The sequence below is a fragment of the Microbacterium sp. Ru50 genome (assembly GCF_002920555.1).
Taxonomy (GTDB): domain Bacteria; phylum Actinomycetota; class Actinomycetes; order Actinomycetales; family Microbacteriaceae; genus Microbacterium; species Microbacterium arborescens.
The window spans coordinates 178,719-204,450 of sequence record NZ_PQSV01000001.1; the positions used below are offsets into that span (position 1 = coordinate 178,719).

The 25,732-nt window shown below is 69.9% G+C and carries 25 protein-coding genes; 17 read left to right on the forward strand and 8 right to left on the reverse strand.

What is annotated here, in order from left to right:
- The first annotated feature begins 91 nt into the window (after nucleotides 1-91).
- The 10 genes from C3481_RS00785 to C3481_RS00830 all read left to right on the forward strand — a co-directional run bounded on the left by C3481_RS00785 (nucleotide 92) and on the right by C3481_RS00830 (nucleotide 10,714).
- Nucleotides 92-1,612: an ABC transporter permease gene (locus C3481_RS00785; RefSeq protein ID WP_023950503.1), complete on the forward strand. Its 1,521-nt coding sequence runs from the start codon at nucleotides 92-94 to the stop codon at nucleotides 1,610-1,612.
- The gene (locus C3481_RS00790) at nucleotides 1,609-2,652 is read left to right on the forward strand and encodes an ABC transporter permease (protein WP_064956512.1); all 1,044 of its coding nucleotides are present in this window, start codon (nucleotides 1,609-1,611) and stop codon (nucleotides 2,650-2,652) included. The genes C3481_RS00785 and C3481_RS00790 overlap by 4 nt, the downstream gene beginning before the upstream one ends.
- Nucleotides 2,649-4,304, forward strand: coding sequence for an ABC transporter ATP-binding protein (locus C3481_RS00795; protein ID WP_103840438.1), 1,656 nt, complete (start codon nucleotides 2,649-2,651; stop codon nucleotides 4,302-4,304). The genes C3481_RS00790 and C3481_RS00795 overlap by 4 nt, the downstream gene beginning before the upstream one ends.
- A gap of 109 nt (nucleotides 4,305-4,413) precedes the next feature.
- On the forward strand, nucleotides 4,414-6,327 hold the full coding sequence (typA, locus tag C3481_RS00800; protein WP_023950506.1) for a translational GTPase TypA: 1,914 nt from the start codon (nucleotides 4,414-4,416) through the stop codon (nucleotides 6,325-6,327).
- Nucleotides 6,328-6,433: 106 nt separating this feature from the next.
- Complete coding sequence (locus C3481_RS00805) at nucleotides 6,434-7,159, forward strand: AzlC family ABC transporter permease (protein WP_103840440.1); 726 nt, start codon at nucleotides 6,434-6,436, stop codon at nucleotides 7,157-7,159.
- Nucleotides 7,156-7,470 carry an AzlD domain-containing protein gene (locus C3481_RS00810; RefSeq protein ID WP_088379996.1) on the forward strand — a complete coding sequence of 105 codons (315 nt, stop codon included), beginning with the start codon at nucleotides 7,156-7,158 and terminating at the stop codon, nucleotides 7,468-7,470. Before C3481_RS00805 ends, C3481_RS00810 begins: the two co-directional genes overlap by 4 nt.
- A 9-nt stretch (nucleotides 7,471-7,479) precedes the next feature.
- The gene (locus tag C3481_RS00815; RefSeq protein WP_023950510.1) at nucleotides 7,480-7,881 is read left to right on the forward strand and encodes a hypothetical protein; all 402 of its coding nucleotides are present in this window, start codon (nucleotides 7,480-7,482) and stop codon (nucleotides 7,879-7,881) included.
- Nucleotides 7,882-7,890: 9 nt separating this feature from the next.
- Nucleotides 7,891-8,217 carry a ferredoxin gene (fdxA, locus tag C3481_RS00820; RefSeq protein ID WP_023950512.1) on the forward strand — a complete coding sequence of 109 codons (327 nt, stop codon included), beginning with the start codon at nucleotides 7,891-7,893 and terminating at the stop codon, nucleotides 8,215-8,217.
- Nucleotides 8,214-9,320, forward strand: coding sequence for a succinyldiaminopimelate transaminase (gene dapC, locus C3481_RS00825; protein WP_103840442.1), 1,107 nt, complete (start codon nucleotides 8,214-8,216; stop codon nucleotides 9,318-9,320). Before fdxA ends, dapC begins: the two co-directional genes overlap by 4 nt.
- 101 nt (nucleotides 9,321-9,421) lie before the next feature.
- Complete coding sequence (locus C3481_RS00830) at nucleotides 9,422-10,714, forward strand: citrate synthase (RefSeq protein ID WP_023950516.1); 1,293 nt, start codon at nucleotides 9,422-9,424, stop codon at nucleotides 10,712-10,714.
- A gap of 117 nt (nucleotides 10,715-10,831) precedes the next feature.
- On the opposite strand, the gene ppk2 is transcribed toward C3481_RS00830, so the two are convergent.
- Nucleotides 10,832-11,635, reverse strand: coding sequence for a polyphosphate kinase 2 (gene ppk2 / locus C3481_RS00835; protein ID WP_023950518.1), 804 nt, complete (start codon nucleotides 11,633-11,635; stop codon nucleotides 10,832-10,834).
- A 93-nt stretch (nucleotides 11,636-11,728) separates the two neighbouring features.
- Here ppk2 and C3481_RS00840 point away from each other — a divergent pair, with 93 nt between their 5' ends.
- Nucleotides 11,729-13,336, forward strand: coding sequence for an L-lactate permease (locus C3481_RS00840; RefSeq protein WP_023950520.1), 1,608 nt, complete (start codon nucleotides 11,729-11,731; stop codon nucleotides 13,334-13,336).
- A gap of 26 nt (nucleotides 13,337-13,362) precedes the next feature.
- Here C3481_RS00840 and dapD read toward each other — a convergent pair whose 3' ends face one another.
- Nucleotides 13,363-14,313 (reverse strand): 2,3,4,5-tetrahydropyridine-2,6-dicarboxylate N-succinyltransferase, encoded by a 951-nt coding sequence (gene dapD / locus C3481_RS00845; RefSeq protein ID WP_023950522.1) that lies wholly within the window; start codon nucleotides 14,311-14,313, stop codon nucleotides 13,363-13,365.
- Nucleotides 14,314-14,357: 44 nt separating this feature from the next.
- On the opposite strand from dapD, the gene dapE reads away from it, so the two are divergent.
- From dapE to C3481_RS00860, 3 genes are all read left to right on the forward strand, one after another.
- Entirely contained in the window at nucleotides 14,358-15,434 is a 1,077-nt protein-coding gene (dapE, locus tag C3481_RS00850) for a succinyl-diaminopimelate desuccinylase (RefSeq protein ID WP_103840444.1), read from the forward strand.
- A 10-nt stretch (nucleotides 15,435-15,444) separates the two neighbouring features.
- Nucleotides 15,445-16,650 carry a hypothetical protein gene (locus C3481_RS00855; RefSeq protein ID WP_103840446.1) on the forward strand — a complete coding sequence of 402 codons (1,206 nt, stop codon included), beginning with the start codon at nucleotides 15,445-15,447 and terminating at the stop codon, nucleotides 16,648-16,650.
- Nucleotides 16,651-16,722: 72 nt separating this feature from the next.
- Nucleotides 16,723-16,896, forward strand: a complete 174-nt coding sequence (locus C3481_RS00860; protein WP_023950528.1) for a DUF3117 domain-containing protein — start codon at nucleotides 16,723-16,725, stop codon at nucleotides 16,894-16,896.
- Nucleotides 16,897-16,967: 71 nt separating this feature from the next.
- Here the strand turns inward: C3481_RS00860 and C3481_RS00865 are convergent, their stop codons facing one another.
- The gene (locus tag C3481_RS00865; RefSeq protein ID WP_023950530.1) at nucleotides 16,968-17,603 is read right to left on the reverse strand and encodes an O-methyltransferase; all 636 of its coding nucleotides are present in this window, start codon (nucleotides 17,601-17,603) and stop codon (nucleotides 16,968-16,970) included.
- Nucleotides 17,604-17,674: 71 nt separating this feature from the next.
- Between C3481_RS00865 and C3481_RS00870 the strand changes: the two genes are divergently transcribed.
- The gene (locus C3481_RS00870) at nucleotides 17,675-18,070 is read left to right on the forward strand and encodes a Sec-independent protein secretion pathway component (RefSeq protein WP_023950532.1); all 396 of its coding nucleotides are present in this window, start codon (nucleotides 17,675-17,677) and stop codon (nucleotides 18,068-18,070) included.
- Nucleotides 18,071-18,079: 9 nt separating this feature from the next.
- Here C3481_RS00870 and C3481_RS00875 read toward each other — a convergent pair whose 3' ends face one another.
- From C3481_RS00875 to C3481_RS00885, 3 genes are read right to left on the reverse strand one after another with little or no spacing between them, the layout of a single operon-like run.
- Nucleotides 18,080-19,216 carry an Mrp/NBP35 family ATP-binding protein gene (locus C3481_RS00875; RefSeq protein WP_103840448.1) on the reverse strand — a complete coding sequence of 379 codons (1,137 nt, stop codon included), beginning with the start codon at nucleotides 19,214-19,216 and terminating at the stop codon, nucleotides 18,080-18,082.
- Nucleotides 19,213-19,746 carry a DUF1003 domain-containing protein gene (locus C3481_RS00880; protein WP_023950537.1) on the reverse strand — a complete coding sequence of 178 codons (534 nt, stop codon included), beginning with the start codon at nucleotides 19,744-19,746 and terminating at the stop codon, nucleotides 19,213-19,215. The genes C3481_RS00875 and C3481_RS00880 overlap by 4 nt, the downstream gene beginning before the upstream one ends.
- Entirely contained in the window at nucleotides 19,746-21,017 is a 1,272-nt protein-coding gene (locus tag C3481_RS00885) for a magnesium transporter MgtE N-terminal domain-containing protein (protein WP_064956763.1), read from the reverse strand. Before C3481_RS00885 ends, C3481_RS00880 begins: the two co-directional genes overlap by 1 nt.
- Before the next feature lie 51 nt (nucleotides 21,018-21,068).
- Here C3481_RS00885 and C3481_RS00890 point away from each other — a divergent pair, with 51 nt between their 5' ends.
- The gene (locus tag C3481_RS00890; RefSeq protein ID WP_103840450.1) at nucleotides 21,069-21,797 is read left to right on the forward strand and encodes a general stress protein; all 729 of its coding nucleotides are present in this window, start codon (nucleotides 21,069-21,071) and stop codon (nucleotides 21,795-21,797) included.
- Nucleotides 21,797-22,468, forward strand: a complete 672-nt coding sequence (locus tag C3481_RS00895; protein WP_103840452.1) for an alpha/beta family hydrolase — start codon at nucleotides 21,797-21,799, stop codon at nucleotides 22,466-22,468. The genes C3481_RS00890 and C3481_RS00895 overlap by 1 nt, the downstream gene beginning before the upstream one ends.
- Nucleotides 22,469-22,483: 15 nt before the next feature.
- Here C3481_RS00895 and C3481_RS00900 read toward each other — a convergent pair whose 3' ends face one another.
- Both C3481_RS00900 and C3481_RS00905 read right to left on the reverse strand, forming a co-directional pair.
- Nucleotides 22,484-24,205, reverse strand: coding sequence for a gamma-glutamyltransferase family protein (locus C3481_RS00900; protein ID WP_103841940.1), 1,722 nt, complete (start codon nucleotides 24,203-24,205; stop codon nucleotides 22,484-22,486).
- A 62-nt stretch (nucleotides 24,206-24,267) separates the two neighbouring features.
- Nucleotides 24,268-25,698 carry an aminopeptidase P family protein gene (locus C3481_RS00905; protein ID WP_023950547.1) on the reverse strand — a complete coding sequence of 477 codons (1,431 nt, stop codon included), beginning with the start codon at nucleotides 25,696-25,698 and terminating at the stop codon, nucleotides 24,268-24,270.
- Nucleotides 25,699-25,732 lie beyond the last annotated feature (34 nt).

Consider the following 25,732-nt stretch of genomic DNA (forward strand, 5'->3'; position numbering starts at 1 on the left):
ACCAGAGTGTGGGCCGTCGCTGCGGTGACGGCCCACACTCCCGTGAGGGGCACACGTGTGCCCCGCGTACGACCAAGGGACCTCGACTTCCGTGCTGAAATTCATCATCCGCCGTCTGGCGGCAGCGGTGGGCATCATGCTCGCCGCATCCCTCTTGATGTACGTCCTGACGATCAACTCCGGCGACCCGCTCGCCGACCTGCGAGAGAGCAACGCGGACAACCGCGAGCAGTTGATCGCTCGGCGTATCGAATACATGAACCTCGACCAGCCCTGGTTCCAGCGCTACCTCACCTGGCTCCTGGGTGCGAGCAAGTGCTTCATCGGGCAGTGCGACCTCGGACTCACCCGACAGGGCGTCGAGGTCTCCACGCTCGTGGGACAGGCAGCGGCCTCGACGCTGAGGCTCGTCCTGCTCGCCACGATCCTGGCGCTGATCATCGGTGTCGCGATCGGCATCATCACCGCCATCCGGCAGTACTCGGGCCTGGACTACGCCGTCACGTTCCTCACGTTCCTCTTCTTCTCGCTGCCCGTCTTCTGGGCTGCGGTGCTCTTCAAGGAGTACCTCGCGATCGGGTACAACGACTGGATCCGCGATCCGGAGCTGACGCCGACACAGATCATCCTGATCGCCGTCGTCATCGGGTTCGTCGTGCAGGTGCTCGGCGGCGGCTCGCTGAAGCGGCGGGCGATCACCTTCGCCGTCACCGCCGCGGTCCTGGGGGCAGCGCTGCCCCTCATGCTGGCGACCAACGCGTTCCGCGAGCCGCGCCTCACCATCATCGGCGTGGCCGTGCTCACTGTCCTGCTCGCACTCAGCGCGACGGTGGCGTCGGTGGGGCTGCACAACAGGCGGGTGCTCGTCATCGGTCTGGCCAGCGCGGGACTCGTCGTCGTCATGCACCTGGCGCTGACGAACGTGTTCATCTACTACATGAACTGGGGCATCCTCGCCGGCGGTGCGCTGCTGGCGATGATCGTGCCGTTCCTCATCGGGCGGTTCTTCGGCGGGCGTTTCCGGGGGCCGGCTACGGTCGTCGCATTCGTCACGATCTTCGGCGGTGCCCTCCTGACGGTCGTGGACTCGCTCTTCCGCGTGTGGCCGTCGTTCCTGCAGCGCAAGCCGCGCCCCATCTCGACGATCGGCGCGCAGACGCCGAACTTCGATGGGACGTTCTGGCAGACCTTCCTCGACATCGGCACGCAGATGCTGCTGCCGACGCTGCTGCTGACCGTCATCTCGTTGGCGTCGTACAGCCGCTACACGCGGACATCGATGCTCGAGGTGGGCAACCAGGACTTCATCCGCACGGCGCGGGCGAAGGGCGTTCCCGAGCGGCTGGTCATCTTCCGCCACGCGTTCCGCAACGCCCTCATCCCGATCGCGACCATCGCGGCGTTCGACTTCGCCGGACTCATCGGCGGTGCCGTGGTCACGGAGCAGGTCTTCGGATGGAAGGGCATGGGCGACCTGTTCGCGACAGGGCTGCGCGAAGTCGACCCGAATCCCGTGATGGCCTTCTTCCTCGTGACCGGCCTCGCCGCGATCGTCTTCAACATGCTGGCGGACATCTTCTACGCCGTCATCGACCCGAGGATCCGAGTATGACGAACCCGAACGACAACGTGCCGACCACGACGTCGGTCCTCTCGGTCGCGGAGGCCGAGGACGCTGCGCTCGCGAAGAGCACCGCCGCACCCCGCTCACAGGCCCGCATCGTGTGGGGGCGCTTCCTGCGGCACCGCGCGGCGACGATCTCCGCGGTGATCCTGATCTTCCTGACGCTCTTGAGCTTCACCTCGGTGGGCTTCTTCGGCATCCCGGGATGGTGGCCCCACGACTACCGCGCCGCGGGCGACGTCGTCAACGGGGGCGCCCCGACGCTGAGCCTGATTCCCGAGTGGCTCGGCGGCGACGGCATCCGGATCGGCGAGCATCCGTTCGGCCAGGAGAACACCGGCAAGGACTTCTTCGCGCTGACGATGATGGGTACGCAGCGATCGATCCTGCTCGGTCTCGTACTCGGCATCTCGTCCACCGTCATCGGAAGCGTCATCGGCGCGGTCGCGGGCTACTACCGCGGCTGGGTCGACTCGGTCCTGATGCGCATCACCGATCTGTTCATCGTGATCCCGCTGCTCGCCCTCGCGGCCGTCGTGGGTCAGATCGCGGGGAACATCGGCAAGAACCCGATCGTGCTGGCGTTCATGCTCTCGTTGCTGACGTGGACGGGACTCGCCCGCCTCGTGCGCGGCGAGGTGCTGTCGCTGCGCGAGCGCGACTTTGTCCTCGCAGCTCGTGCCTCGGGTGCCGGGGGAGCACGCATCATCTTCCGCCACCTCATGCCGAACGTCGTGGGCGTCATCGCGGTCAACGCGACGTTCGCCATTGCGGGCGCCATCCTGCTCGAGAGCTCGCTGTCGTACCTCGGATTCGGCGTCGTCCCCCCGGAGACCTCGTTGGGCCTCCTGATCAGTCAGTACCAGGGCAGCTTCACCAGCAGACCGTGGCTGTTCTGGTGGCCGGGCATGATGATCCTCGCGATCGCCCTGTCCATCAACTTCCTGGGCGACGGCATCCGCGACGCGTACGACCCGCGCCAGTCGCGCAGCGTGCGTCGCGAGATCAAGAGGAGGAACCGCGCATGAGCGTCACCGCCACGCGTACCGCACTGAAATTCACCGACCTTTCGGTCACGTTCCTCACCGGCTCGGGCGACGTCGACGCTGTCAAGGGCATCTCGCTCGAGGTGCGCCCCGGCGAGGTCGTGGCTGTGGTCGGCGAGTCGGGTTCCGGCAAGTCGGTGACCTCGCTGGCCGCGATGGGTCTTCTGGCCGAGAACGCCATCACCCGGGGATCCATCACGGTCGGCGAGACCGAGGTGATCGGGCTTCCGAATGAGCGGATGCGCAAGCTCCGCGCCAGCGAGATCGCGATGATCTTCCAGGAGCCGATGACGGCGCTGAACCCGGTGCTGACGATCGAGCGTCAGCTCACCGAGATCTTCGAGCTCCACGACGTCGCGTACGGCGAGGACGCGCGTGACCGGTCCATCGGCCTGTTGCGTGACGTGGGCATCCCCGAGCCGGAGCGGCGCATCAAGCAGTACCCGCACCAGTTCTCGGGAGGCCAGCGTCAGCGCATCGTCATCGCGATGGCGATCGCTCTCGATCCGAAGGTCATCATCGCGGACGAGCCGACCACCGCTCTCGACGTCACGGTCCAGGCCGAGATCCTCGATCTGCTGCGGCGTCTGAAGGACCACCGCGATGCGGGCATCCTGCTGATCACGCACAACATGGGCGTCGTCGCGGACATCGCCGACCGCGTCGCGGTGATGTACCGCGGTGACCTGGTCGAGGTCGGCGACGTGGAGGACGTCCTCACCCGGCCCCAGCATCCCTACACGAAGAAGCTCCTCGCCGCCGTTCCCCGCCTCGAGCCCGAGCTCACCACTCGAGCCGCAGGCGGCGCCACGCGCGACGTGGTGCTGGAGGCGAAGGGACTCGTCCTCGAGTACGCCGGGCGCGGCAAGACCTTCCGCGCTGTCGAGGACGTCTCGTTCGACCTCGCCGCCGGCGAAGTCCTCGGTATCGTCGGCGAGTCCGGTTCGGGCAAGTCGACGATCGCGCGCGCCGTGCTCGGGCTGATGCCGGTCGCGGACGGGACGCTGAGTCTCGGCGGACGGGACCTCGCGAAGCTGCGCGGGCGCAAGGCGAAGAACGTGCGGCGCGACATCGGCGTCGTCTTCCAGGACCCTGCGGCATCCCTCGACCCGCGGTTCCCGATCGGCGACTGCATCATCGAGCCGATGGCCATTCACCGTGTCGGCACCAAGGCGGAGCGGCTCGATCGGGCCCGCGAGCTGCTCGACGCCGTGCGGCTGCCGCGCGACGTGCTCGAGCGGTACCCGCACGAGCTGTCGGGTGGTCAGCGTCAGCGCGTCTCGATCGCGCGGGCGCTCACGCTGCGGCCGAAGCTCTTCGTCGCCGACGAGCCGACGTCGGCGCTCGACGTGTCGGTCCAGGCCGCCGTGCTCGACATGCTGAAGGAGCTGCAGGAGACGTACTCGTTCGCCTGCATCCTCGTCAGTCATGACCTCGCCGTCGTCGACCAGCTGTCGGACCAGATCCTCGTGCTCAAGTCGGGGCGAACGGTCGAGCAGGGGTCGACGTCGCGCGTCCTGCTGCAGCCCCGCGAGGCCTACACCCGGGAACTGCTGGCCGCGTCCCCGGTCCCGGATCCGATCGAGCAGCGCCGCCGCCGCGAGGAACGCCGGGCCGCGCTCGACGCATCCTGAGGCTCGGATTCCGACCTCCTCGCAGGCGCCCCGCGAACTCGCAGGGCGCCTGCGTTAAACTGTCCCGTCGGCATCCCGACGTTTTCCCTTCATCCTGAGGACCCCCTTCATGGCGCATGCCCTTCGTCCTGACCTCCGCAACGTCGCGATCGTCGCGCACGTCGACCACGGCAAGACGACGCTCGTCGATGCCATGCTCCGCCAGACCGGCTCGTTCGGCGACCACGCGCACGTTGAGGAACGTGCCATGGACTCGAACGATCTCGAGCGCGAGAAGGGCATCACGATCCTCGCCAAGAACACGGCGATCACCTACAACGGCGTCCACACCGACGTGCCGGTGACGATCAACGTCATCGACACCCCGGGTCACGCCGACTTCGGCGGAGAGGTCGAGCGCGGCCTGTCTATGGTCGACGGCGTTGTGCTGCTCGTCGACGCATCGGAGGGCCCGCTGCCGCAGACCCGCTTCGTGCTGCGCAAGGCGCTCGAGGCGAAGCTCCCCGTCATCCTGCTCGTCAACAAGACCGACCGCCCCGACGCGCGCATCGCGGAGGTCGAGGAGGAGGCTCACGACCTGCTGCTGGGGCTCGCCGGCGACCTCGTCGACGATGTGCCCGACCTCGACGTCGACGCGCTGCTCGACGTGCCCGTCGTGTACGCCTCGGGCCGCGCGGGCGCGGCGTCGCGCAACCGTCCCGACAACGGCGAGCTCCCCGACAACGAGGACCTCGAGCCGCTCTTCGAGGCGATCCTCGAGCACGTTCCGGCGCCGTCCTATGACGACGAGGCGCCGCTGCAGGCCTGGGTGACCAACCTCGACTCGAGTCCCTTCCTCGGCCGCCTCGCGCTGCTGCGCGTCTTCAACGGCACGCTGAAGAAGGGCCAGACGGTCGCGTGGGTGCGCCACGACGGTTCCCACTCGAACGCGCGTATCACCGAGCTCCTCAAGACGAAGGCGCTGGATCGTTTCCCGGCCGAGTCGGCGGGCCCCGGCGACATCGTCGCGATCGCGGGTATCGAAGACATCACGATCGGTGAGACGATCGCCGACCCCGAGGATGTCCGTCCTCTCCCGGCGATCACCGTCGACGACCCCGCGATCTCGATGACGATCGGCACCAACACGTCGCCGCTGATGGGCAAGGTGAAGGGCCACAAGCTCACCGCGCGCATGGTCAAGGACCGTCTCGACCGCGAGCTCATCGGCAACGTCTCGCTCAAGGTCGTCGACATCGGGCGCCCCGACGCTTGGGAGGTGCAGGGCCGCGGCGAGCTCGCCCTCGCGATCCTCGTCGAGAACATGCGGCGCGAGGGCTTCGAGCTCACCGTCGGCAAGCCTCAGGTCGTGACGCGTCGCGACGAGAACGGCAAGCTGACCGAGCCGTTCGAGCACCTGACGATCGACGCCCCCGAGGAGCACCTCGGCGCGATCACGCAGCTGATGGCGGCTCGCAAGGGTCGCATGGACACCATGACCAACCACGGCACCGGCTGGGTGCGCATGGAGTTCGTCGTCCCGTCGCGCGGGCTCATCGGCTTCCGCAGCGAGTTCCTGACGATCACGCGCGGTACCGGTATCGCCAACGCGATCTCGCACGGCTACGACGAGTGGGCGGGAGCGATCTCGACGCGTCAGAACGGCTCGATCGTCGCCGACCGCTCCGGCGTCGTCACCCCCTTCGCGATGATCGCCCTGCAGGAGCGCATGAGCTTCTTCGTCCAGCCCACCGAAGAGGTCTACGAGGGCATGGTCATCGGTGAGAACTCGCGCGCCGACGACATGGACGTCAACATCACGAAGGAGAAGAAGCTGACGAACATGCGTTCGTCGACCTCGGACTCCTTCGAGTCGATGACGCCCCCGCGTGTGCTGACGCTGGAGGAGTCGCTCGAGTTCGCGCGCGACGACGAGTGCGTGGAGGTCACCCCCGAGAAGGTGCGCATCCGCAAGGTCGTGCTCGATGCGACCGAGCGCGGCCGTGCCGCCTCGCGCGCGAAGCGTCAGGACGCCAACGCCTGACCTCCCTCGCGGAACCCGCCCACGACCCCGGAGCGCCGATCTCGGCATCCGGGGTCGTGGCGTTCGTGTCGGTCTCCGCCTCGGCGCATCGATAGCATCGGGGGTGATGGAGCAGGATGCCGCGACGCGGCGCGCGTGGCGCGATGGAATCGGCGTATCGGTCGCGACGAGCGCCTACGGCGTGTCGTTCGGTGCGCTCGGAGTCGCCGCGGGCCTCGACGTCTGGCAGACCTGCGTCCTCAGCCTTCTGATGTTCACGGGGGGATCGCAGTTCGCGTTCGTCGGGGTCATCGCGACGGGCGGCTGGGGCGCGTTGCCCGCGGCCATAGCGTCCGCGGCGCTGCTCGGCGTGCGGAACGTCGCGTACGGGCTGCGGATGGCCCCGGTCGTCGGCGGGAGCATCGCGCGGCGTCTGACCGCGTTCCCGTTCACGATCGACGAATCGACGGCCGTCGCCCTCGCGCAGTCGAGCGCTCGGGCACGCCGCATCGGCTTCTGGGTGACCGGAATCGGCATCTACGTCGGGTGGAACCTCTTCACCCTCCTCGGTGCGCTGCTCGGCGACGTCCTCGGCGATCCTCGCGCCTACGGGCTCGACGCGGCCGCAGCGGCGGCGTTCCTCGCGCTGCTGTGGCCGAGGCTGCGCCGGGTCGAGGCGGTGGCCGTGGGGGTCGCCGCAGGCGTGGTGGCCGGCGTGGCGACGCCGCTCACGATGCCCGGGATCCCGGTGCTCATCGCCGGCGCCGTGGCGATCGTGGTCGCCGCGGCACTGCCCGGTCGACGGCCGCCGCGGGTCGACGACGAGGCCATGACGGCGGGGGAGAAGCCATGACCCCGTGGACCGGCATCCTCGTCGCGTCGATCATCTGCGTGGCGCTCAAGGCGCTTGGCTACCTCCTGCCCCCGCGCTGGTTCGACGGGGAGCGCGCACAGCGCATCATCGACCAGTTGACGATCGCCCTGCTGTCCGCCCTCGTCGTCGTCCAGACCCTCGGGGCGGGAGCTGCGATCGTCGTGGACGCGCGCGTACCCGCCGTCGCGGCGGCCGCCGTCCTGCTCGCGCTGCGCGCGCCGTTCCTCGTCGTGGTCGCGGTGGCCGCCCTGGTGGCGGCGGCGCTTCGGGCCTGGGGCTGGGCAACCTAGACTGGCCCGGTGAATCAGACCTGGTCCCGCGCGGCGGGGTGGCTTGTCGCGGCGATCGCGGGCGGCGTCTACGGTGTCGCCGGGACCATCACCCAGGCGTACGTGTGGGGCGCGCTTCCCGTCGGGCTGATCGTCGCGATATCCGGCATCACGGCCCTCGTCGCGGGGCTGCGGCTGCTCACGAGCGACCGTTGGACGGCGCTTGCCTGCGGGCTCGGAGCCCTCGTGGCGACGGTCGTCTTCTCGGGACGAGGACCCGGCGGCTCGGTCGTGGTACCGGCTCCGCCGGACGGCCAGCTGAGCACGGGCCTGATCTGGACGTTCGCTGTGCCGATCATGGTGGCCATCGTCGTGGGCTGGCCCTCATTCGCGGGCGTGCGCGCGGCGGCCGCCCCCGATCGCACGAACTAGACTCGTCGTGTGACTTATGTGATCGCCCTCCCGTGCGTGGACGTGAAGGACCGCGCCTGCATCGACGAATGCCCCGTGGACTGCATCTACGAGGGCGAGCGCTCGCTCTACATCCACCCGGATGAATGCGTCGACTGCGGCGCATGCGAGCCGGTGTGCCCGGTCGAGGCGATCTACTACGAAGACGACCTGCCGGACGAGTGGCAGGACTACTACACCGCGAACGTCGAGTTCTTCGACGACCTCGGCTCGCCGGGTGGTGCCGCGAAGGTCGGCGTCATCGCGAAAGATCACCCCCTCGTGGCCGCGCTGCCGCCGCAGGGGGAGGGGCATTGAGCGTCAACGACCTCGCCGATTACCCCTGGGACGCCGTCGCGCCCTACGCCGAGAAGGCTCGCCGCCACCCGGACGGCATCGTCGACCTGTCCATCGGGTCGCCGGTCGACCCGACACCTGAGATCGTCGCCCGCGCACTGCGCGAAGCGACCGACGCGCACGCTTACCCGCAGACCGTCGGCACCCCCGCGCTCCGGGAGGCGATCGTGCGGTGGTACGAGCGCCGCCGGGGTGTGACGGGTCTGGCGCCCGAGAACGTGCTGCCGACGATCGGGTCGAAGGAGCTCGTCGCTCTCCTGCCGCTGCTCCTCGGCCTCGGTGCGGGGGATGTCGTCGTGCATCCGCGTGCCGCCTACCCGACCTACGAGGTCGGAGCGCGTCTCGTCGGAGCGACGCCGGTGGCGGCGGACGACCCCGCCGACTTCCCGGTGGGCACGCGGCTGGTGTGGGTCAACTCACCGGGCAACCCCGACGGTCGCGTTCTCGACGTCGCGGCGCTCCGGCAGATGGTGGCCCGCGCCCACGAACTCGGTGCCGTCGTCGTCTCGGACGAGTGCTACGCCGAGCTCGGGTGGGACGGATCCTGGGCGCACGAGGCCGTCCCCAGCATCCTCGACCCGCGCGTCACCGGCGGCGACGTCACGGGCCTGCTCTCGGTCTACTCGCTCAGCAAGCAGTCGAACCTGGCGGGCTACCGCGCCGCGTTCCTCGCCGGAGACGCGACGATCGTCGCGAGGCTGCTGACGGCGCGCAAGCACCTGGGCCTCATGCTGCCGCTGCCCGTGCAGCACGCCATGGCCGCCGCGCTCGGCGACGACGACCACGTCGCGCGACAGAAGGACCTGTACCGTCGCCGTCGCGATGTCCTGCGGCCCGCGCTCGAGCGGGCGGGCTTCCGCATCGATCACAGCGAGGCCGGCCTCTATCTGTGGGCGACGGCCGGTGAGGATTCCTGGCAGACGCTCGACCGGCTGGCCGAGCTCGGCATCCTGGCCGGTCCGGGCCACTTCTACGGAGCACATTTCCCGCAGCATGTGCGTTTTTCCCTCACGGCGTCGCAGGAGCGGATCGAAGCCGCTGCAGCGCGCCTCGCGGGTTCGTAGGTTTCCCCCTACCGATCCGCTGATCCTTTGGCGCCGTACGGAGTAGGCCCGTGCGCCCGATAGGCTGTAATGACCGCACCGGACGATCGCAAGGAGGCTTCGTGAACGACACGGGCACCCCGCAGAAGGCCACCGTCACCATCGGTGACCGCACCGCCGAATTGCCGGTGCTGCAAGGAACCGACGGAGTTCCGAGCGTCGACTTCTCGACGTTCACGAAGCAGACGGGGCACACGAGCCTCGATTACGGCTTCGTCAACACCGCGGCCACACGGTCCGCCATCACCTATATCGACGGCGACCAGGGCATCCTGCGCTACCGCGGATACCCGATCGAGCAGATCGCCAAGCACTCGACCTACCTCGAAGTGGCGTGGCTCCTGCTCTATGGCGACCTGCCGACGGCAGACGAGCTGGCCGACTTCGACGACCGCATCCGTCGTCACACGCTGCTGCACGAAGACCTGAAGCGGTTCTTCTCGTCGTTGCCCCACACCGCGCACCCGATGTCGGTGCTCTCAGCGGCAACGGCAGCCCTGTCGACGTACTACGAGGACCAGTCCGATCCGAACAACCCCGAGCACGTCGAGCTCAACACGATCCGGCTGCTGGCGAAGCTGCCGGTGATCGCCGCGTACGCGCACAAGAAGAGCGTCGGACAGGCCTTCCTGTATCCCGACAACTCGCTGAGTTTCGTCGACAACTTCCTGCGCCTGAACTTCGGCGTCCTGGCCGAGAACTACGAGGTTAACCCGGTCGTCTCGCGCGCGCTCGAGCGTCTGCTGATCCTGCACGAGGACCACGAGCAGAACGCATCCACCTCGACGGTCCGCCTGGTGGGATCCACTGGTGCGAACCAGTTCTCCTCGATCTCGGCCGGCATCAACGCCCTCTACGGTCCGCTCCACGGCGGGGCGAACGAGGCGGTCCTCGACATGCTGGCGCGCATCCGCGACTCCGGCGAGAGCGTCGAGCGTTTCGTGGCCCGCGTCAAGAACAAGGAGGACGGTGTGAAGCTCATGGGCTTCGGGCACCGCGTCTACAAGAACTACGACCCGCGCGCGAAGCTCGTCAAGGAGTCGGCGGACGAGGTCCTCAACGAACTCGGCGTCGTCGATCCGCTCCTCGACCTCGCGAAGGAGCTCGAGGAGATCGCCCTGAGCGACGACTACTTCCGCGAGCGTCGCCTGTACCCCAACGTCGACTTCTACACCGGCGTCATCTACAAGGCGATGGGCTTCCCGACCCGGATGTTCACGCCGCTGTTCGCTATCGGCCGGCTGCCCGGCTGGCTCGCGCACTGGCGCGAGATGCAGAACGACCCGCAGACGAAGATCGGCCGTCCGCAGCAGCTGTACGTCGGCTCGGCGGAGCGGGACTACCCGACCTCCTGAGGCAGCGCTCGACGCATACGAAAGGCCGGCACGTCACAGCGACGCGCCGGCCTCTCGTTTGCGGTCGCGGTCCGGCCGCGGCGGTCTACGGTGCCGCCGAACCCGGCACTCCGCGTGTCACTTCTCGGTCAGCGTCGCGGCGTAGTCGGGCACGTATCCGTCGAGCTGCTGCGGCGGCCGGTCGTATCCTCCGGACGGTGGTCGCGGCGGGATCTCGATCTCGGGTCGCTCGACGACCTCGTACGGGATCTGTCCGAGCAGGTGGTGGATCATGTTGATCCGGCCCCGGCGCTTGTCCTCGTTGTCGACCTCGTGCCAGCGCGCCTCCGGAATGTCGGTGTGGACGAACATCGTGTCCTTCGCGCGCGAGTAGTCCTCCCACTTCGTGATCGACAGCACGTCGTTGGGGGAGAGCTTCCACCGCCGCATCGGGTCTTCGTTGCGCGAGCGGAACCGCTTCTCCTGCTCGACGTCCGAGACGCTGAACCAGTACTTCAGCAGCAGGATGCCGTCCTCGACGAGCATGCGCTCGAAGATCGGCGCCTGGTGGAGGAACCGGTGGTACTCCTCGTTCGTGCAGTAGCCCATGACACGCTCGACCCCGGCGCGGTTGTACCAGGACCGGTCCATGAGGACGATCTCACCGGCGGCCGGGAGGTGCGCCACGTACCGCTGGAAGTACCACTGCGAGCGCTCACGCTCGGTCGGCGCGGGGAGGGCGACGATGCGCGCGACGCGCGGGTTGAGATATTCGGTGACCCGTTTGATCGTCGATCCCTTGCCCGCGGCGTCCCTCCCCTCGAAGATCACGACGATGCGCGCCCCGGTGGCCTGGACCCAGGCCTGCATGTCGACGAGCTGCGCCTGGAGCCTCCGCAGCTCGGCTTCGTACACCTTCTTCGGCAAACGGTCATCGGCCATCGCGCCACCTCCTGACGCGAGCATACGCCCCCCTCGCGCGCGTCTTCGGGCCGGTCTAGGGTGGGCCGCGACGGACGAGCAGGGGAGCGACGCATGTGGGTGCAGACGACGGATCCGCTCGGATCGCTCGTGCTGTCGGCGCTGGTCGCCGCTATCCCCATCGTCGTCTTCCTCGTCGCGCTGGTCGGGTTCCGCCTCAGCGGTCTGCTCGCCGGTCTCATCGCTCTCATCGCGCAGCTGCTCGTCGCCGCACTGGGATTCGGGATGCCGCTCACCGCGGTCGGGGGTGCCGGACTGCTCGGTCTGCTCAACGCCGTCTGGCCGATCGCCTACATCATCGTGATGGCGGTCTGGCTCTACAAGCTCGCGGTCGCGAGCGGGCGGTTCGACGTGATCCGTTCTTCGATCGGCGGTATCTCGACGGACCAGCGGATCCAGGTGCTTCTCATCAGCTTCGCCTTCGGCGCCTTCCTCGAGGGGGCGGCCGGTTTCGGTGTGCCGATCGCCATCTGCGCGGCCCTCCTGGTCCAGCTCGGGTTCCGGCCCCTGCGGGCGGCCATGATCTCCCTCGTCGCCAACGCGGCCGCCGGGGCTTACGGCGCCATCGGAATCCCCGTCATCGTGGGCGCCCAGGTCAGCGGACTCGAGGTGCAGGAGCTCTCCCGTGCGATGGTGCTCGTACTGCAGCCGCTGACGGTGCTCATCCCGTTCCTTCTCGTGATCATCCTCGACGGGGTGCGCGGGCTGCGCGAGACCTGGCCTGCCACGCTGCTCGTCACCATCGTCTTCAGCGGTGTGCAGGCGGGCGTGCTGTGGTTCCTCGGACCCGAGCTCGCCGACCTCGGCGCGGGACTCGCCGCGATGGTCGCGCTCTTCCTTCTGGGGCGGGTGTGGCAGCCCCGCCGGGTTCACCGCGAGGTCGGCGCGCCCGAGCCCGAGCAGCACCACGCGACTCTGCGGGAGGTGATCGCGGCATGGAGCCCGTTCTACATCCTGACGGCGGTCATCCTCGTCTGGAGCCTCCCGGTGTTCAAGAACCTGTTCGCAGCGGGCGGGCCGCTGTCCGCCCTGGTGTTCGCGGTTCCGATGCCTGGGCTCACCGGCAGCGTGCAGACTCCCGGCGGTGATGTCGTCACGGCCACATGGAGCTTCACGCCCGTCAATGCGACGGGGACGGCGATCCTGCTGGCGGTGCTCGTGTCGTTCTGGACGACGCCGCGCCTGCGCGCGGGTGACCTGGTCTGGACGCTGGCGGAGACGGTGCGCGGTCTCTGGCGGGCACTGCTGCTGATCGCGATCATCCTCGTCCTCGCCAACATCGCCAACTATTCGGGAGGCTCGGCTTCGATGGGGACGGCACTCGCGGCGGTGGGGCCGCTCTTCCCGCTCCTCGCTCCCATCATCGGCTGGATCGGGGTCTTCCTCACGGGGTCGGTCGTCAACAACAACACGCTGTTCGCGCCGCTTCAGGTCGCCACGGCGGAGCAGATCGCGGTCGATCCCGCGCTGCTGGTGGCCGCGAACACCGCCGGCGGCACCGCGGCGAAGGTCATCTCACCGCAGTCGATCGCGATCGCCGCGGGTGCCGTGGGGCTCGCCGGACGCGAATCGGAGATCCTGCGGGCGTCGATCTGGTACAGCCTCGGGATCCTCGCCGCCGTCTGCCTCTGGGGCGGGCTGCTCTCGGTCCTGCTGCTCTGAGCCGACCCGCAGGCCTCGCGATGCGGTCAGGCGTGCAGGGCCTCATTGAGGGTGACACCAACTCCTGCTCGGCGGACGGCCTCGACGGCACCCGTCAGCGAGTTGCGGCGGAAGAGGATGCCGTCGCGGCCGGAGAGCTCCGCGCCCTTGACGGTCGGGCGCGCGCCCGAGGCCGTGGCGGGCTCGTCCGCCAGCACGATCTTCGAGCCCGCGGTGACGTACAGGCCGGCCTCGACGACGCAGTCGTCGCCGAGCGAGATGCCGATTCCGGCGTTGGCGCCGAGCAGCGTGCGGCGACCGATCGACACCCGGTGGCTGCCGCCGCCGGACAGCGTGCCCATGATGGATGCGCCGCCCCCGATGTCGCTGCCGTCGCCCACGACGACGCCCTGCGAGATGCGGCCCTCGACCATCGAGGCGCCCAGCGTACCCGCGTTGAAGTTGACGAAGCCCTCGTGCATCACGGTCGTCCCCGGCGCGAGGTGCGCTCCGAGTCGTACGCGGGAGGCGTCGGCGATGCGCACGCCCGGAGGTGTCACATAATCCAGCAGGCGCGGGAACTTGTCGAGACCGTGCACCTGGATGCCGTCACGCTGGAGCAGCGGGCGGCGGCGGGTGGCTTCGTCCGGGTGCATCGGGCCAGCGGTCGTCCACGCCACGATCGGCAGGTGCCCGAAGATCCCGTCGAGGTTGACGGTGTTCGGGGCCGCGAGACGGTGGGAGATGACGTGCAGGCGCAGGTACGCGTCGGGCGTCGAGGCGGGCGCGGCGTCGAGATCGATCGAGACCGTCACGGCCTCGAGCGTGACGCCGCGACGCTCGTCGTCCGCGGCCATCGGGGCCCAGGTGACCATGGCCGCTGCCGATTCCGTGGCGGCGGGCGTTCCGAGCGCGGGCTCTGGGAACCAGGTGTCGAGTGTCGTGCCATCGCTGCTCGAGGTCGCGAGTCCCACGCCCCATGCCCACCGTTCGCTCATGCCTCCAGGTTATCGGTGTGGTCGTCGCGGTTAGAATCGGCGGCATGCCTGAGCTCGATCTGACCGTCTCCAGCGCCGATCTGACCCGGGCCGTGTGCGACATCCCGAGCGTGTCGGACGATGAGACCACCCTCGCCGACGCGATCTTCGCCGCCGTATCGCCGTTGGCGCACCTCGAGGTCGTGCGCGACGGTGACACGATCGTCGCGCGCACGCAGCTCGGCCGTGCGCAGCGCGTCGTCATCGCCGGCCACATCGACACGGTGCCCGTCAACGCGAATCTTCCCGTGCGCGAGGTCGTCGAGGACGGGGAGGCGTACCTGTGGGGGAGAGGCACCGTCGACATGAAGGCGGGCGTCGCCGTGCAGCTGAAGCTCGCCGCGGAACTCACCGATCCGTGGGTGGACATCACATGGATGTGGTACGACCACGAGGAGGTCGCTGCGGAGCTCAACGGCCTCACGCGGCTGGCGGCGAATCGACCCGACCTGTTCGCGGGCGACTTCGCGATCCTCGGCGAGCCGTCCAACGGCCAGGTCGAGGGCGGATGCAACGGCAACCTCCGCGCGATCGTGCGAACGCACGGGGTGCGTTCGCACAGCGCGCGCGCGTGGATCGGCGACAACGCGATCCACCATGCGGCCCCGATCCTGCAGCGTCTCGCCGACCATACGCCCGCGGATGTCGAGGTCGAGGGCCTCGTCTATCGCGAGGGCCTGAACGCGGTGAGGATCTCCGGCGGCATCGCGGGCAACGTCATACCCGACCTGTGCGAGGTCGAGGTCAACTACCGATTCGCGCCGAGCCGGACCCCCGACGAGGCGGTCGAGATCGTCCGCGACTTCTTCAGCGGTTTCGAGGTGGAGGTCGTCGACCTGGCCGGCGGGGCGCGCCCGGGGCTCGACGCGCCGCTCGCACAGGAGTTCGTCGCCGCGGTGGGTGCCGAGCCGCGGCCCAAGTACGGCTGGACCGATGTCGCGCGGTTCTCAGCGCTCGGTGTGCCGGCCGTCAACTACGGCCCAGGCGACCCCTCGCTCGCGCACCACGACCAGGAGCGGGTGCCCATCGCGCAGATCGATGCCGTCGAGCGCGGCCTGCGCGCCTGGCTGTCGGTCAGGTGACCCCGAGGGCATGAGGTCGCTGCGCCGGGGCGCGATCGCGCTGCAGCCTGCCGCCGCGATCGCACTCGTCTATCTCGCCTCGCGTGCGGTGACGACGGCCTTCCTGCTCGGCGCGGCTGCGCTGAGCGGGCCGGAGTCTCGCTTCGGCGCCGACGCGTCGCTCGGCACCCTGACGATGGGGTGGGATGCTCAGTGGTACTGGCTCATCGCGTTCAGCGGGTATCCCACTGAACTGCCGCTCGACGCCGCAGGCGACGTCGCCCAGAACCCCTGGGCGTTCATGCCCGTGTACCCCGTCATCACCGGGGTCGTGGGCTGGGTGGTGGGCGGGTTCCCGGTCGCCGCGCCGCTTGTGTCGGCAGCAGCGGGCTACCTGGCGTGTCTCGTCCTGTTCGCTCTGCTGAGGCGACGCATCGGCCGAGCCGCCGCGATGTGGGCGGTGGTCTTCTTCAGCTTCGCCGGCCCTATGGCCGCGCTGTTCCAGCTCGGCTACGCCGAGTCGCTCTTCCAGCTCTGGCTGCTCCTCGCTCTGCTCGCGGTCGAGCGCCGTCGCTGGTGGTGGCTGTATCTGTGGATCCCGCTCATGGCTTTCACCCGCCCGGGAGTCCTCGCCTTCGCGCTGATGTTGGCCGTCTACGGGATCTGGCGCTGGACGCGGCGCGCGCACGACGACCTGCCGCCGCGCGAGATCGGCCACATCGTGGCCGGGGGGCTGCTCGCCGCCGGATGCGGGCTCGTATGGCCCGTCATCACGGGCGTGGTCACGGGCGAGCCGGACGCGTACCTGCAGACCGAGCTCGCGTGGCGACGCTCCTGGATCGGCGACCACGGCGGCTTCGTGCCCTTCGACGGCACGGTGCAGGCGGCGGTGCTGTGGTCGCGTATCTGGGGCGTGCCGGCGTGGGTGTGCCTCGTCGGACTCGCGACGATCGTCGCCGTCGCCGCGCTGCTTCTCATCGCCGACCGACGGGTGCGGCGGCTGGGTGTGCCGATCCGGCTCTGGGCGGGTGCGTACCTGCTGTATCTGCTCGCGGTGTTCTTCCCGCAGTCGAGCACCTTCCGGCTCCTCGTTCCGCTGTCCCCGCTCTGGGGCGCGGTCGCGCTGCCTCGCGCACGGTGGTGGCGCATCGGTGTGCTGCTGATCGGAACAGCCGCGCAATGGTGGTGGATCTACACGATGTATGCCCTCGGAAGCACCTTCGCTCAGATTCCCTGAGGCCGTGTCCGCGTCGTGGCCGCGCTGCACGATAAACTCTTCAGGTAGTCCTCATGACGAAAGGGAGCCGCGATGGCAGCCATGAAGCCGCGAACCGGAGACGGACCGATGGAGGCCGTGAAGGAGGGGCGCCTGATCATCGTGCGTGTCCCCCTCGAAGGCGGAGGGCGTCTGGTCGTCTCGGTCAATGATGAAGAGGCCAAGGAACTCCACAGCGTGCTGAGCGGAGTCGTCGGCGCCGCCTGACGACGATGCCACGCGAAACGGCCGGTCCCGATGGGGCCGGCCGTTTCGTACGTATGAGTGAAATCGAGGGGTCAGGCGGAGGCCGCCGTCGTGAGCTGCAGCAGGCCCTCACCGACGATCGAGAGCGCGCCCAGGACAGCCGGAGACGACTGCGTCTCGTGGATGAGGGATCGGTACGCGCGCGTGACGTCGTCGCGCCGGACCGGGTCGGCGACGGCGCCGCCGGCGAGTACACGCGGAACGAGAACCATCCCGCCCGGCCGGACGAGCCGGAGCCCGTGCTCGACGTATTCGATGACACCCTCGGCATCCGCATCCACGAGCACGATGTCGTACGACGCCTCGTTCATCCGCGGCAGCACATCCGCCGCCCGGCCGGTGATGAAGCGCGCGCGAGCCGGCGGGATCCTCGCCTCGGTGAAGGACTGCCGAGCGACGGCGAGGTGCTCCGGCTCGATGTCGATCGTGGTGAGCGTGGCGCGGGGCGACCCGTGGAGCAGCCACAGCGCCGAGACCCCGCCGCCGGTGCCGATCTCCACGATGTTGAGCGCCCCGGTGGCGGCGGCGAGCACGGCGCACTGCGCGCCCACCGGAGGGCTGATCGGGGCCGCGCCGATCTCGAGGGCGTGTGCACGCGCGCGAGCGATGTGCTCGGGCTCCACCGTCGCCTCCATCGCGAACCTGCGGATCGCTTCCTGATCACCCATGCATTCCTCCTGGTTCCAGCGTAGGCGTGCGGATGGCTCCCACCGCTGAGGCGCACGGGTAATCTGGGGGCATGTCGTTCGGCCTCGATTGGGACAAGCTCCTCATCATCGGTCTTGCGGCGGTTCTCCTCCTCGGCCCCGAACGCCTGCCGCGGCTGGCCGAGACGCTCGCCCGTTTCACGGTGCGGGCTCGGGACTGGGTCAACGGCGCGAAGGACCGCGTCAAGGACGAGATGGGTGAGGACTTCTCCGACGTCGAGTGGCGCAAGCTCGATCCGCGTCAGTACGACCCGCGTCGCATCATCCGCGATGCGCTTCTCGAGGACGCTCCCGTTCCCACGGTGCGCGCCGCCGCAGCGGGCGCTGCCATCAGCACCGCGACCGCGGTCGGGATGGATGCCGCGGGCGAGGCGGCGATGCGCTTCGAGCGCGGCGCGGCCGTCCCCTTCGACGACGAGGCGACGTGATCGGCCCGATCAGCCCACGCGCAGGGGCAGCGGGCGACCACTGAGATCGCGGCCGCCGCGTCCGATGCTGTCGGCGATCCCGATGATGGCCGCGGCGGCCGGATCGTCGGGGTGCGCGACGACGACGGGCACCCCGTCGTCTGCGTCGCCGCGCAGGTGGGGGCTGAGCGGCACCGAGCCGAGCAACGGCACCTGTTGCTCCGCCGACAGGGCTTCGGCGACGCGCATCCCGCCGCCGCTTCCGAAGAGATCGAGTGCTGTGCCGTCGGGAAGGGTCATGGCCGACATGTTCTCGATGACCCCGATGACCCGCTGACCGGTCTGGCGTGCGACCAGGCCGCTCCGGACAGCGACGTCGGCCGCAGCCGCCTGCGGAGTGGTCACGACCACGACGTCGGCGTGGGGGAGCAACTGTCCGACGCTGATGGCGACGTCGCCGGTACCGGGAGGCATGTCGATGAGGAGCACGTCGATGTCGCCGAAGAACACATCGGTGAGAAACTGCGAGACCGTGCGGTGCAGCATCGGCCCGCGCCAGGCGACCGCGCCCGGGGCCTTCTGGTCGCGCGGAAGGAACATGCCGATCGAGATCGTCCGCACGTCGTGGGCGATGGGCGGGATCATGAGCCCGTCGATACGCGTCGGCTGGGGCGGCAGCCCGTCCGTGTCGACGAGACCCAGCAGGGCGGGAATGGAGAAGCCGTGCACGTCTGCGTCGATCAGTCCGACGGCGAGGCCCCGCTGAGCGAGGGCGACGGCGAGGTTGGCCGTGAGGGTCGACTTGCCGACGCCGCCCTTGCCGCTCGTGACGGCGATCACGCGCGTGAGGGAGTCGGGTCCGAACGGGTTCTCCCGCGCCGCTCTCCCGCCGCGCAGTCGCTCTGTGAGCGCCGCCCGCTCGGCCGGGGTCATCACGCCGACCTCGACCGTCACCTCTTCGATGCCCGGGGCCGAGAGCGCCGCCTCCCGCACATCTCGCTCGATCCGGTCCGCTGCCGGGCAGCCGACGATCGTCAGGGCGATGCCGACGCGGGCGTGGCCGCCCTCCACCGCGATGGCGCGCACCATGTCGAGCTCGCCGAGCGGTTTGCGAAGCTCGGGGTCCCGCACCGCGGCCACGGCCGCGCGGACGCCGTCGGTGCTCATCGCGAGTCCGGTCGCTCGTCCGACTCGAGGCGGTCGAGTGCGGTCCGGAGCTCGGCGCGCAGGGTCTCCTTCGTGACGAGCCCGTCGGTCAGGTCCGAGATCGCCATGCGGAGGGCCACGACCTCGCGCGCGAGGTATTCGGTATCAGCGAGGTTCCGCTCGGCGCGCTGGCGGTCCTGCTCGATCTGCACGCGGTCGCGGTCGTCTTGACGGTTCTGGGCGAGCAGGATCAGGGGCGCCGCGTACGACGCCTGCAGTGAGAGCATCAACGTCAGGGCGGTGAAGCCGTTGGCAGCGGAGTCGAAGCGCAGTTCGACCGGCATCAACGTGTTCCACGCGAGCCACGCGGCGCAGAACAGCGACAGCGCGACGAGGAAGCCAGGTGTCCCCATCGCGCGGGCGATCCACTCGGTGAAGCGACCGAAACGGTCGCGCGAGGGCTGCGACGTGCGCGGTCCCAGCACGCCGCTCACACCGCTCCGCCGCCCGCGGGGCGCCTCGAGCGAGGGCGTCTTCGATGCGCGGGCCATCAGCGCCGCCCCCGCATCGCGGCGGCATCCTGCGGCTCGACGTCCTGTGACCGCCAGTCGTCCGGGAGCAGATGATCGAGAACGTCGTCGACGCTCACGACGCCGACGAGGCGCCGGGCCTGGTCGACGACGGGAACCGAGACCAGGTTGTAGCTGGCGAGCATACGCGCGACCTCCGCAGCCGAGGACGAGGCGGCGACCGGGTCGACGGTGTCGTCGATGATGGCTCCGAGCCGCTCATGCGGGGGATAGCGCAGCATCCGCTGGAAGTGCACCGTGCCCAGCAGCCGGCCCGTCGGCGTCTCGTACGGGGGGAGCGTGACGAAGACGGATGCTGCCAGGGCCGGATGCAGCTCGTGCCGGCGGATGAGCGCGAGCGCCTCGGCGACCGTCGCCTCGGCGGACAGCACGATCGGATCGCTCGTCATGAGGCCACCCGCGGTGTCGGGTCCGTACTCGAGCAGGGCACGCACGTCCTCGGCCTCTTCGGGCTCCATGAGGTCGAGGAGCTGCTCGATGCGGCCCTCCGGCAACTGACCGAGCAGGTCGGCCGCGTCGTCGGGCTCCATGGCGTCGAGGATGTCGGCGGCGCGCTCGTCGCCGAGCCGTTCGAGGATGTGCACCTGTTCGTCCTCGGGCATCTCCTCCAGCGCGTCCGCGAGACGCTCGTCGGGAAGCTCTTCGGCGACTTCGAGAAGTCGCTCCTCGGGGAGATCGAGCAGGGTGTTGGCGAGGTCTGCGGGCTTGAGTTCGGAGTAGGTCGCGACCAGCTGCTCGGCCGACTGGGCGGCGCCGGAGGACTGGTCCTCGCGCACGTCCCCCCACGATGCGAAGGTCGTCGGTCCCTTGGCGAAGGGCGACGCGCTCGTCTTCGGTCGGCGGAGGAAGAGCTGACCGATGTCCCACTCGCCGAGCCGGTTCCGCTCGATCGCGACGTCCTCGATGACGGCGCCGCCCGACCCGTCGCGGAGGTAGACCTTGCGACCGAGGAGTTCGGCCATGACCCGCACCTCGCCGCCGCGCTGCTGGAAGCGCCGGACGTTGATGAGCCCGGTGGTGATCACCTGACCGGTCGCGATCGAGGTCACCCGGCCGATGGAGAGGAAGACGTTGCGTCGGCCGGGGATCTCGACGACGAGACCGATGACGCGCGGAGGGTCCGATTTGCGGAAGATCACGACCACGTCGCGGACCTTGCCGAGACGGTCGCCGGCGGGATCGAACACGACGCACCCGACCAGGCGCGCGACGAAAACCCTCTGCGTACTCACCGCTCCAGCGTAGTCGGCGACCGCGAAGGTGGCCCGTGACACAATGACGGAATGAGCATGATGGGCGGGACGCCCGCGGTCACAGGTGAGAAGGTCGCCGAGTACGCGTCGTACGAGGCTGCGCAGAAGGCGGTGTCGACACTCATCTCCGCCGACATCCCGGCACGTGAGATCGCGATCGTCGGCTATGGTCTGCGGTCGGTCGAGACGGTCACGGGTCGTCTCGGCTACGCGACCGCAGCGCGGACCGGCGCGATCAACGGCATCCTCCTGGGGTTGATCTTCTCGCTCATCTTCGTCTTCGGGACTCCCGACGCCGCGATACAGCTCTTCCTCGGCGTGATGCTCGTCGGCGTGGCCATCGGCATGATGATGAGCCTCGTGATGTTCGCGCTCGTCCGGCGCCGGCGCGACTTCGCGTCGGTCACGCAGGTCGTCGCCGACCACTACGAGGTGACGGTGCAGGCGAGCAGCATCCATCGCGCCCGCGGTGCGCTGAACGTCGCCCCGGCCCGTCCCGCGACGCCGACGACCGCCGTGCCGGACGGACCACCCCGCTACGGTGAGCGGATCGACCCCGTGCCCGCCCCGACGGGAGACCGCCCCGCCCCCGGGCCGGCGGCGCCCAGTGGCACTCCCGCGGGTCCGCCGTCGGGATCGCCGGCGCCCGGACCGGTCGACGCACCGCTCCCGCCCGCGGTGGGGCCGGTGCCCGGTGGCGAGGCCCCCGGTCCGCAGGCTCCGGGCGCGCCCGAGCCGCCGGCGAGCGACCCGCGCTGATGATCGACGCGGTTTCGGTCGACGTCGCGGCCGGGACCGTCGAGCTGCCGCTGCTGCATGACCGCGCGGACGGCGCGCGTGCGGTGATGATCCTCGCTCATGGCGCGGGCGCGGGACCCGCGCACCCGTTCCTCGAAGGGTTCGCCCGAGTCGGCGCTGCGGCCGGGGTCGATGTCGTCCGCTTCCCGTTTCCCTACATCGTCGCGGGTCGCCGGCTTCCCGGCTCCGTGACCGACGCGCTCGCGTCCTGGACGGCCGTCTTCCGAGCGATCGCCGACGCGCATCCCGGTGTGCCCATCGTGGCGGCGGGGAAGTCGTACGGCGGTCGCATGGCGTCGATGGCGGCGGCGACCGGGGCGATCGATCCCGCGCTCCTGGTCTATCTCGGGTACCCGCTGCATCCGCCCGGCCGGCCCGATCGTCCGCGTGCCGACCACCTGCCCGCGGTCGCGGCGCCGCAGCTGTTCGTGTCCGGCACCCGCGATCCGTTCGTGCAACCGGCCGCCGATCTCGAGGCGATCGTGTCGACGTGCACCGACGCCGAGCTGCTCTGGGTCGAGGGCGCGCGCCATTCGTTCGAGGTCTCCGGGCGAAGACTCGACGCCGAGGAGATCGGGGCGAGCACGGCCGAGCTCATCGTGCCCCGATGCCTCCGCCGCGTGTCCGCCTGACGGCGGACGACCGGGTCACCGTCCGGCCGCGTAGCCCTGCATCCCGCGCGGGTTCGCCGCCGCCCACAAGAGCCCGCGGCCCCGGTCGATGCCGACGGCCGAGAGACGTCCGAGGCTCCAGGGCCCGACCTGAGTGACGTCGTGGCCGCGGGAGCGGAGCCCGGCGGCCACGTCGTCGCCGAGACGGTCCTCCATCACGACACCGGCGGGCGTCCAGGTGCGGGGCCAGAAGGAGTCGATCATCGCGGTGGTGTGCAGTGTCGGGGCGTCGATCGCCGACTGCGCGTCCCAACCGCCGACCAGCATCCGCAGCAGCATCGGCAGCTGCCACTGGTCCTGCTGGTCGCCTCCGGGGGTTCCCATCGCGATGTCGGTACGGTCGCCCGTCATCACGAGGGTCGGAGAGAGCGTCGTGCGCGGGCGTGCGCCCGGTCGCAGCGCGGCGGGCGACGTCTCGTCGAGCCAGGTCATCTGCAGACGTGTGCCGAGCGCGAACCCGAGCTCCGGGATCGCGGGGGAGGACTGCAGCCAGCCTCCGGACGGCGTCACCGCGATGATGTTGCCCCACCGGTCGACGACGTCGATGTGGCAGGTGTCGCCGCGGGTCTGACCGGCGCGGCCGACCGTCGGTTCGCCTGTGCCGGCGACGCTCGTCCCGTCCGGGCGAATGAGCGGCGGACGGTGGGGAGCGCGGCCCGAGAGGGCGCCCGGACGCCACTCGTGCGACGCATCCGGCAGCAGCTGTGCGCGACGCTCGGCCAGGAAGGCGGGGTCGAGGATCTCCGAGATCGCGCTTTCGTCGCCGAAATGCGCGTCACGGTCGGCGAGGGCGAGCTTGAGCGCCTCGACGATCGTGTGGGCTCCCTCCGGTGTCGCGGGATCGATGAGGTCGTCGGGCAGAGGGTCGAGCAGAGCGAGCGCCTCGAGCAGCGCGGGCCCCTGCGTCCACGCGCCGGCCTTGACGATGGTGCGGCCGCGGAACACCGTCGTCAGCGGTTGTTCGTAGCCCGCGGAGAAGGCGGCGAAGTCGGCGGCCGTGATGACGCCCGCGTGCCGGCCGCCGGTGGAATGACGGTGGGGTCGGGCGACGAACGCGCCCGTCGCCTGGGCGACGACGCCCGTCTTCCATTCGGTTCTCGCCGCGTCCACACGTGCGGCCCGGTCGGCGGCCCCTCGACCCGCGTCGATCAGACTCTCGAAGACCTGCGCGAGCGCGGGGTTGCGGAACAGGTCGCCGGCACGGGGCGCGCTGCCCCCCGGAAGCCAGAGAGCGGCCGACGAGGGCCACTCGTCGCGGAAGAGCTGTGCGACGCGCTCGATCGTGGCCGCGGCCGACGCGAGCAGCGGATGGCCGTCGCGGGCGTAGCCGATGGCGAAGGCGAGCACATCGGCGAGCTCCCAGGTGCCGTAGTCGCGCAACAGGACCAGCCACGCGTCGACCGCGCCCGGCACTGCGGCCGCGAGGGCGCCGGCGCCGGGAACGGCCTCGAGGCCCTCGGCGCGATAGTGCTCGATCGTCGCTTCCCGAGGAGCCGGTCCCTGGCCCATGAGCACGCGGGGCCGCGCGTCGCCGGCGGCGTGGAACAGGCCGACGAGATCGCCGCCGGGTCCGTTCAGGTGAGGCTCGACGACCTGCAGCACGAACCCGCCCGCGGCCGCGGCGTCGAACGCGTTGCCGCCGCGCTCGAGAACAGCCTGCGCGGTCGCGGTCGCGGTCCAATGGGTCGCAGCGGCCATCCCGAACGTGCCGGTCAGCAGCGGCCGCGTCGTCTGCGCGGGCGGCTCCGAGAACCCGCCGGTCACGAGGCGGAGCGCGCGATCCAGGCCTCCACCTCGTCCGCGGTGCGCGGGATGTCGGCCGAGAGGTTCACGGGGCCGCTCTCGGTCATGAGGATGTCGTCCTCGATGCGGACGCCGATGCCGCGATATTCCTCGGGCACGGTCAGATCGTCGATCTGGAAGTAGAGGCCCGGCTCGATCGTGAACACCATTCCGGGTTCGAGGATGCCGTCGTAGTACATCTCCCGCCGCGCCTGCGCGCAGTCGTGCACGTCGATGCCGAGGTGGTGGCTCGTGCCGTGCACCATGTACCGCCGGTGCTGGCCGCCGTTGTCGGCGTCGAGCGCCTCGTCCGCCGTCACGGGGAGCAGCCCCCATTCGGCGACGCGCGCCGCGATGACCGCCATCGCCGCCTCGTGGATCGAGCGGAAGGTGACGCCGGGACGAGCCGCGGCGAACGCGGTGTCGGCCGCCTCGCGCACGGTCTCGTAGATGCGGCGTTGGATCTCGGTGAAGCGCCCGGACACCGGCAGCGTCCGCGTGATGTCTGCGGTGTAGAGACTGTCGATCTCGACGCCGGCGTCGATCAGGATCAGGTCTCCCGGCACCACGGGCCCGTCGTTGCGCGTCCAGTGCAGGTAGCAGGCGTGCGGCCCCGAGGCGGCGATCGTGTCGTAGCCCTCGCCGTTGCCGTCCGTGCGAGCGCGCAGGTGGAACAGACCCTCGACGACACGCTCGCCCCGCGGGGTGGCGATGATGCGGGGGAGGTCGGCGACGATGTCGTCGAATCCACGCGCCGTGGCGGCGACAGCGAGGCGCATCTGCTCGACCTCGTACTCGTCCTTCGTGAGCCGGAGCTCGGACACCGCCCGCGTCAGGTCGGGATCGGCCTCCAGGACGAGATCGTCTGCGCGCAACTCGACATCGGCCAGATGGGCGGTCGCGATGCCGAGATCGACGGCGACGTCGTCGAGCGCCGGACGCGGCCCGATCCAGAACTCTCCGACCGACGCGTCGGCGTAGAACTCCGCGGTCGTCCGGTCGGCGCGGTCGCGCAGATAGAGCGTGACGTCGTGGCCGGCGGCGGTGGGCTCGAACACCAGCACCGAGTCGGGAACAGCGTCGCTGCCCCAGCCCGTCAGGTGCGAGAACGCGGAGTGCGCGCGGAAGGGGTAGTCGGTGTCGTTCGAACGCTGCTTGAGCGAGCCGGCCGGGATGACCAGGCGCCGGCCTCGGAACTCGTGCGACAGGCGCTCGCGCCGGGCCGCGGCGAACGGAGCGGCCTGCCGGGGAGCGGTCGGGGCGTCGGCTCGCGGCGCCCATCCCTGGGAGATGGTGTCGAGGAAGCCGCGGGGGAACGGCTGACGTCGATTGGTGTTCTCGGCGGGGGCTTCGGACGCCGTCGTCGCGGTGCCGGTCGTGTCGGTTCCCGTGGTCTCGCTCGTGGTCATGACTCCAGTCTCGCACCCGGCACCGGCCGGGGGC

Bases quoted from the DNA above. Each gene is read 5' to 3' on its own strand.
- C3481_RS00790 (WP_064956512.1), top strand. From the start codon at position 1,609: ATGACGAACCCGAACGACAACGTGCCGACCACGACGTCGGTCCTCTCG.
- C3481_RS00795 (WP_103840438.1), top strand. From the start codon at position 2,649: ATGAGCGTCACCGCCACGCGTACCGCACTGAAATTCACCGACCTTTCG.
- typA (WP_023950506.1), top strand. From the start codon at position 4,414: ATGGCGCATGCCCTTCGTCCTGACCTCCGCAACGTCGCGATCGTCGCG.
- C3481_RS00805 (WP_103840440.1), top strand. From the start codon at position 6,434: ATGGAGCAGGATGCCGCGACGCGGCGCGCGTGGCGCGATGGAATCGGC.
- C3481_RS00810 (WP_088379996.1), top strand. From the start codon at position 7,156: ATGACCCCGTGGACCGGCATCCTCGTCGCGTCGATCATCTGCGTGGCG.
- ppk2 (WP_023950518.1), bottom strand. From the start codon at position 11,635: ATGGCCGATGACCGTTTGCCGAAGAAGGTGTACGAAGCCGAGCTGCGG.
- C3481_RS00840 (WP_023950520.1), top strand. From the start codon at position 11,729: ATGTGGGTGCAGACGACGGATCCGCTCGGATCGCTCGTGCTGTCGGCG.
- dapD (WP_023950522.1), bottom strand. From the start codon at position 14,313: ATGAGCGAACGGTGGGCATGGGGCGTGGGACTCGCGACCTCGAGCAGC.
- dapE (WP_103840444.1), top strand. From the start codon at position 14,358: ATGCCTGAGCTCGATCTGACCGTCTCCAGCGCCGATCTGACCCGGGCC.
- C3481_RS00855 (WP_103840446.1), top strand. From the start codon at position 15,445: ATGAGGTCGCTGCGCCGGGGCGCGATCGCGCTGCAGCCTGCCGCCGCG.
- C3481_RS00860 (WP_023950528.1), top strand. From the start codon at position 16,723: ATGGCAGCCATGAAGCCGCGAACCGGAGACGGACCGATGGAGGCCGTG.
- C3481_RS00865 (WP_023950530.1), bottom strand. From the start codon at position 17,603: ATGGGTGATCAGGAAGCGATCCGCAGGTTCGCGATGGAGGCGACGGTG.
- C3481_RS00870 (WP_023950532.1), top strand. From the start codon at position 17,675: ATGTCGTTCGGCCTCGATTGGGACAAGCTCCTCATCATCGGTCTTGCG.
- C3481_RS00875 (WP_103840448.1), bottom strand. From the start codon at position 19,216: ATGAGCACCGACGGCGTCCGCGCGGCCGTGGCCGCGGTGCGGGACCCC.
- C3481_RS00880 (WP_023950537.1), bottom strand. From the start codon at position 19,746: ATGGCCCGCGCATCGAAGACGCCCTCGCTCGAGGCGCCCCGCGGGCGG.
- C3481_RS00890 (WP_103840450.1), top strand. From the start codon at position 21,069: ATGAGCATGATGGGCGGGACGCCCGCGGTCACAGGTGAGAAGGTCGCC.
- C3481_RS00895 (WP_103840452.1), top strand. From the start codon at position 21,797: ATGATCGACGCGGTTTCGGTCGACGTCGCGGCCGGGACCGTCGAGCTG.
- C3481_RS00900 (WP_103841940.1), bottom strand. From the start codon at position 24,205: ATGGCCGCTGCGACCCATTGGACCGCGACCGCGACCGCGCAGGCTGTT.
- C3481_RS00905 (WP_023950547.1), bottom strand. From the start codon at position 25,698: ATGACCACGAGCGAGACCACGGGAACCGACACGACCGGCACCGCGACG.